The sequence below is a fragment of the Caldisericia bacterium genome, from assembly GCA_021158845.1.
Classification (GTDB): Bacteria; Caldisericota; Caldisericia; order B22-G15; family B22-G15; genus B22-G15.
The window spans coordinates 1-5,031 of the sequence record JAGGSY010000088.1 but is presented as its reverse complement, the minus strand read 5'-3'; the positions used below and the strand labels follow the sequence as shown (position 1 = coordinate 5,031).

General features: G+C 34.8%; 8 protein-coding genes. 4 read left to right on the top strand and 4 right to left on the bottom strand.

Annotation, left to right across the window (positions count from 1 at the left end; translation table 11 throughout):
• Nucleotides 1–109 precede the first annotated feature (109 nt).
• Nucleotides 110–517 (top strand): NUDIX domain-containing protein, encoded by a 408-nt coding sequence (locus J7J33_03455; protein ID MCD6168347.1) that lies wholly within the window; start codon nucleotides 110–112, stop codon nucleotides 515–517.
• Here J7J33_03455 and J7J33_03450 read toward each other — a convergent pair whose 3' ends face one another.
• Genes J7J33_03450 through trxA form a run of 4 tightly spaced genes read right to left on the bottom strand, consistent with a single transcriptional unit; the run spans nucleotide 518 to nucleotide 2,856 of the window.
• Nucleotides 518–1,264, bottom strand: coding sequence for an SIMPL domain-containing protein (locus J7J33_03450; protein ID MCD6168346.1), 747 nt, complete (start codon nucleotides 1,262–1,264; stop codon nucleotides 518–520). It lies immediately after the preceding gene.
• A gap of 44 nt (nucleotides 1,265–1,308) precedes the next feature.
• Entirely contained in the window at nucleotides 1,309–1,968 is a 660-nt protein-coding gene (locus tag J7J33_03445; GenBank protein MCD6168345.1) for a hypothetical protein, read from the bottom strand.
• The gene (locus J7J33_03440) at nucleotides 1,961–2,518 is read right to left on the bottom strand and encodes an RNA polymerase sigma factor (protein MCD6168344.1); all 558 of its coding nucleotides are present in this window, start codon (nucleotides 2,516–2,518) and stop codon (nucleotides 1,961–1,963) included. The genes J7J33_03445 and J7J33_03440 overlap by 8 nt, the downstream gene beginning before the upstream one ends.
• Nucleotides 2,519–2,526: 8 nt before the next feature.
• Nucleotides 2,527–2,856: a thioredoxin gene (gene trxA, locus J7J33_03435; protein ID MCD6168343.1), complete on the bottom strand. Its 330-nt coding sequence runs from the start codon at nucleotides 2,854–2,856 to the stop codon at nucleotides 2,527–2,529.
• A gap of 115 nt (nucleotides 2,857–2,971) precedes the next feature.
• Here trxA and J7J33_03430 point away from each other — a divergent pair, with 115 nt between their 5' ends.
• Genes J7J33_03430 through J7J33_03420 form a run of 3 tightly spaced genes read left to right on the top strand, consistent with a single transcriptional unit; the run spans nucleotide 2,972 to nucleotide 4,970 of the window.
• Nucleotides 2,972–3,454, top strand: a complete 483-nt coding sequence (locus J7J33_03430) for a 4Fe-4S binding protein (protein MCD6168342.1) — start codon at nucleotides 2,972–2,974, stop codon at nucleotides 3,452–3,454.
• Nucleotides 3,454–4,272 (top strand): MBL fold metallo-hydrolase, encoded by an 819-nt coding sequence (locus tag J7J33_03425; GenBank protein MCD6168341.1) that lies wholly within the window; start codon nucleotides 3,454–3,456, stop codon nucleotides 4,270–4,272. The genes J7J33_03430 and J7J33_03425 overlap by 1 nt, the downstream gene beginning before the upstream one ends.
• Nucleotides 4,269–4,970 (top strand): glycerophosphodiester phosphodiesterase, encoded by a 702-nt coding sequence (locus tag J7J33_03420; GenBank protein ID MCD6168340.1) that lies wholly within the window; start codon nucleotides 4,269–4,271, stop codon nucleotides 4,968–4,970. The genes J7J33_03425 and J7J33_03420 overlap by 4 nt, the downstream gene beginning before the upstream one ends.
• Nucleotides 4,971–5,031 lie beyond the last annotated feature (61 nt).

Here is a 5,031-nt window from a genome sequence, read left to right as displayed (position 1 = left end):
GAATAATAATTTCCCTTGTTCCACAATTTAGAATTTAGGACTCAAGTTAACTTTGCCACTTATTTATTTTTCAATTTAATTTTATCAAAATTTTTTATAAAATTATCTCATGAAGCTTACATCAAGTGGAGGAGTGATAGTCTTTGAAAATAGGGTTCTTCTATTAAAAAGAGAAAAAACATGGGTGTTTCCCAAAGGGAAACTCAAAGAGGGTGAAACCATTGTTGATGCAGCAAAAAGGGAGATATTTGAAGAAGTCGGCATAAAGGTAAATGAACCAGAATGTGAATTGGGAACAACAAGATACAGGTATCTTGAGAATGGAGAAATTTTTGATAAGACAGTTCACTATTTTTTGTTCTTTTCTGAAACAGATGAAGTCAAACTTGAAAAAGGATTTCTTGGGTATGGTTGGTTTTACTTTGACGAGGCAAAGAAATTTATTACCTTTAAAAATGACAAGAAAATCTTAAAAAAGGCAATAAAAATGTTAAAGAGGGGAGAAACCCCTCTCTAATTAAAATCCAAATTTTACATTTACACTAACTGTTATATTCTGTGCTCCAGTAAATATTGGAGTAGTTGATTCACCTCTTAAATTCATATTCTTTCCAATCCAGGAGGGGAAAGATACATCTGAAACATTTATCTCAATTACAGTCTTTATCGTTTCATTTACAGCAGCAAGAGCTGCCTCTGCCTTTTTCTTTGCATCCTCCATAGCAAGGGTAATTGCCTGAAGTTTGAGCTCTTTTTTGTTCAAAACATCAAATGTTATCCCAGATACCACATTTGCTCCATTTTCTGTGGCTGCATCAATAACTTCGCCAATAAGGGAGGTGTCGAGATTTCCCTCTTCATTCTTCTGTGTAATTTTAACCCTAACAATGTTTCTCAATCTATAACCAGTAAGCACTGGAGGTTCATTTTGAGGATATGAATAGACTGGAGTTAATGAATATTCAACTGTTTCAAGATCCTCATCGGTGAAACCGAGATCTTTTATGGCAGTGATGACATTATTCATAATAGTTGCTGCCTTCTCACTTACCTCCTTTGCTGTCTTCCCCTGAAGTTCAACTCCAAGATTTACATAACACACATCAGGCTTCACACTGATAACTCCATGACCTGTAACTGATATTGTGTTCTCTGAAGCTACATTCTCCACATTAGCCACCCTGTTTCCTCCAAAACTCACTCCAAATAGCCCAACAGATAGTATTAAGACACTAACCACAAACAGCACTAAGTTTTTGTTCATTTTTCACCTCCTGTTTATTTAAACTTTTAGATTTTAAAAAAGTTTCAGTATGGAGGAGAAGAGAATGAAACAACCTTTTTCTCCTCTGTATCTACAACTATTCTCCACTCCCTATCCGAAGCCACAAGGATTATGTAATATAAATTATCTTTGACCTTACCACTTTCCACTATCCTCCCACCTTTTACCAAAAAACCAACCTTTGGGTCTTTCTCTATAATTTCTTCTATCTTGTTAAGCATAGAGGAAGTAACTCCTTCTCCATGTATATCGTATCTTAGAAGAGGAGCCTTCTCTCCATAAGAGATTTTTATGATCTTCTCCTCAACTTTAACAATCCTTAAACCAGATTCATAGATAAGAATCTCCCTATCACCCTGTTCTTCTACATTGATGAGTTTATCATCTCTTGTAAGATTATCCAGTAGTGATGATGTGCCAACCTTTTCCATGACATTAACTTCTTCTCTTTTTGTGATATTTTTGTTTAATCTTGGGTAAAAAACAAAATAGAGAGGAATGGCTAAAAGGATTAGGAGTGAAACTACAATGGAAATTTTAAAGAAGGGAGTTAAAATAAATCTCCTTTTACTTTCATACTTTTCCATAAGCTTAATATAAAGCTTTCTTTTAAACTCCTCGTCCTCTATTCTATCTAATTCAAGCTCGTTTAGTTCCTTTTCAAACTTCTCCATCTCACTCATTTAAACCAAACTCCTTTGAAAAAGTTTCGTCTTTCTCTATCTCCTCCTTCAACCTTTTAATACCCCTTCTAAGAAGTGTTTTCACAGTATTCTCATTTTTATTTAAAACTTCTGCTATTTCCTTTATCTTCATCTTTTCAAAGTATTTTAAAGAGATGACTGTTTGATACTTTAAAGGGAGTTTAAGGAGGAGTCTTTGAATTATTAAAAATTTCTTCTTCTTGTCATCTATGGAATAGTCTTTAAAGACATTCCTTATGTCTTCCATTAAAATAATCCTTCTCTTCCTCTTTACATAATCATTAACCTCATTTATTGCTATTCGCATAAGGTATGATGAATATGGAATGCCTCTATCCTTATAGGTTGAAATTGATGAGAGGGCTTTCAAGAAAACTTCCTGTGTTATCTCCTTTGCGTCCTCTTTATCTCCTATTCTTCTAAAGACATAATTTAGTATAAGGGAGAAATACTCATTAAATAAAATACCAAAGGCTTCTTTATCGTGCTTAGCCCTCTCAACAAGAATTTTTTCCTTTTCTCTATCCATTAAATGTATTATACCAGACCGAGAATACCCAAAATCTCCTCTTTAAGTTTAGAGTAAGGATATGCCCCAACTATCTCTCCATAAACTTTCCCATCTTTAAAAATAAGGAGAGTTGGAAGGTTCATAATCTCATACTTCGTGGCTATATCTGAATTTTTCTCAACATCGATGGCAACAAACTTTATCTTCCCATCATACTCCCTTGCCAACTTCTCAAGATGAGGCTTTATTACTTCACATGGATGACACCAATCTGCCCAGAAATCCACAACTACAGGGATCTTCTCCTCAAGAACCTCTTTATTAAAACTCTCCGAACTCACTTCCTTCATCCTCATGTAAATTACATTACCATTAAATTAAAAAATTTCAATAAATTTTCAAAAAGTTTGTTTTTATAATTAAAAGTGGTAGAATGGAAAGTGAAAGTTTTTTTCATTTAGGAGGAAAGAAATGGCATACAAAGTAATAAAAGATAGGTGTACAGGATGTGGAGTTTGTGAAAAGGTCTGCCCTGTGAATGCTATAACCATTGTGGAAGGGAAGGCAGAGATAGATCCTTCGTTATGCACAGATTGTGGCATTTGCGCAGAGAGGTGTCCTGTTGATGCAATTACTGCAGGAACACCAGCTTTAGAGATGAAAAAACCAGAAAATATACAACCACCAATGTATGGTTTTAATGGTGGTAGAGGCATGGGTTATGGAAGAGGAATGGGAGGAAGGTTTGGCATGAGAGGACAAGGAAGAGGTTTTGGTATGGGAATGAGAGGTCAAGGAAGAGGAATGGGAAGAGGAAGAGGTGGAGGTTTTGGAAGAGGACCAACTGGATACTGCGTCTGTCCAAACTGTGGAACAAGGGTGCCACATGAACCCGGTGTTCCATGTAACTCAATGAAATGCCCGAAATGTGGAGCGCCAATGGTTAGAGAATAATGAAGATAAAAGTAGTTGTGGATGACTTATCTGGAAAAAGAGGCTGTTTGTCTGAACATGGTCTTTCTCTACTTATAGAGAGGAATGGTAAGAAAATTCTATTTGATACAGGTTTTGGATTTTCTTTGTTAAAAAACCTTGAGAGGCTAAATGTTAAACCAGATGAGATCTCCTATGTAATTTTGTCTCATGGACATAACGATCATACAGGAGGACTTTTATCTTTTCTTAAAAATAGATCTAAGGAAGTAGAGATATATGCACATCCAGACATCTTTAAGGGAAAGTACAAGGATAAAGGTGAGAAAAAGGATTACATTGGAATACCTGAAAGTAGAGAGACTTATGAAAAGTACGGAGGAAGATTTAAACTAAAAAGAGAATTTTTTGAAATAGAAGGAGGTCTCTACTTCTCTGGACAGATTGAGAGAATAAATAATTTTATGGACAAAACCTTAGTAGTTAAGGATGGGGATGAGTTTGTTATTGATCCCATCTATGATGATATAAGTATAGGAATTAAAATGGATTCTGGGATTTTTATAGTAACTGGATGCAACCATTCTGGGCTTTCAAATACACTCACCCATTTTTACAATTATCTGGGATTACCAATAATTGGAGTACTTGGTGGACTTCACCTATTGAACTTTGAGGATAGAATAAAGGATGCGATAGATGGGATTAAGAAATTTGACTTAAAGAAAATATACCCTTTGCACTGCACAGGAACATATGGAAAATGTAGGCTTCTTTACGAATTTGGGGATAAGGTAAAATTACTAAAGACCTGTGATGAGATAGAAATAAATAGATGAATTCAAAACCTCTTATTATAGCCCACAGAGGTGCATCAAGATATGCTCTAGAAAATACAATTCCTGCCTTCAAACTGGCAGAGGAATTGGGAGCTGACTTCATAGAACTTGACATCCATATGACAAAGGATGGGGAACTTGTAGTTTTCCATCCCTTCCTTATAAGAAACATGAAGATTAGAGAACTCACCCTCAAGGAAATTCAGGGTATAGATGTGGGAGTTTTATTTTCATTTAATTATAGAGGCACATATATTCCAACTCTTAAAGAGGTTCTAAAGGAGGTAAATTTAAAGGTAAACATAGAGATAAAGGGAAATGAAAGAATATATCCGGGAATTTTAGATAAGCTACTTGAGGTTATAGAAGAGTATCCAGTAGAAAGATTTATCTTTTCCTCCTTTGATTTTAATATTTTGAGAAACTTAAAGAAAAAGAGAGAAAATGCAGTAGTTGAAGGTTTATGTTTTTCTCCCTATGGTAAATCATTTCCTTCCTTTCTATCAGGAATTAACCCATACTTCATATTTGTGAGTAAAGGAATGGTGGATAGGATGCACTTAAGAAGTTTGACTGTAAAACCATACACCGTGAATAATCCACTCATGATGAAAAGACTTATAAAAATTGGAGTTGATGGGATATTCACTGATGTTCCTGATGTGTTAAAGAAAGTTATGGAGTCTGAAAAACATTAGTGCCATTTATGTAAGTGGAGATGACCTTTGCATTTAACAAAAATGGATCATTATCTAAAAC

Excerpts from the sequence above, each read along its gene's own strand:
- J7J33_03430 (MCD6168342.1), top strand. The coding sequence starts at position 2,972 with ATGGCATACAAAGTAATAAAAGATAGGTGTACAGGATGTGGAGTTTGT.
- J7J33_03425 (MCD6168341.1), top strand. The coding sequence starts at position 3,454 with ATGAAGATAAAAGTAGTTGTGGATGACTTATCTGGAAAAAGAGGCTGT.
- J7J33_03445 (MCD6168345.1), bottom strand. The coding sequence starts at position 1,968 with ATGAGTGAGATGGAGAAGTTTGAAAAGGAACTAAACGAGCTTGAATTA.
- J7J33_03450 (MCD6168346.1), bottom strand. The coding sequence starts at position 1,264 with ATGAACAAAAACTTAGTGCTGTTTGTGGTTAGTGTCTTAATACTATCT.
- J7J33_03440 (MCD6168344.1), bottom strand. The coding sequence starts at position 2,518 with ATGGATAGAGAAAAGGAAAAAATTCTTGTTGAGAGGGCTAAGCACGAT.
- trxA (MCD6168343.1), bottom strand. The coding sequence starts at position 2,856 with ATGAGGATGAAGGAAGTGAGTTCGGAGAGTTTTAATAAAGAGGTTCTT.
- J7J33_03420 (MCD6168340.1), top strand. The coding sequence starts at position 4,269 with ATGAATTCAAAACCTCTTATTATAGCCCACAGAGGTGCATCAAGATAT.
- J7J33_03455 (MCD6168347.1), top strand. The coding sequence starts at position 110 with ATGAAGCTTACATCAAGTGGAGGAGTGATAGTCTTTGAAAATAGGGTT.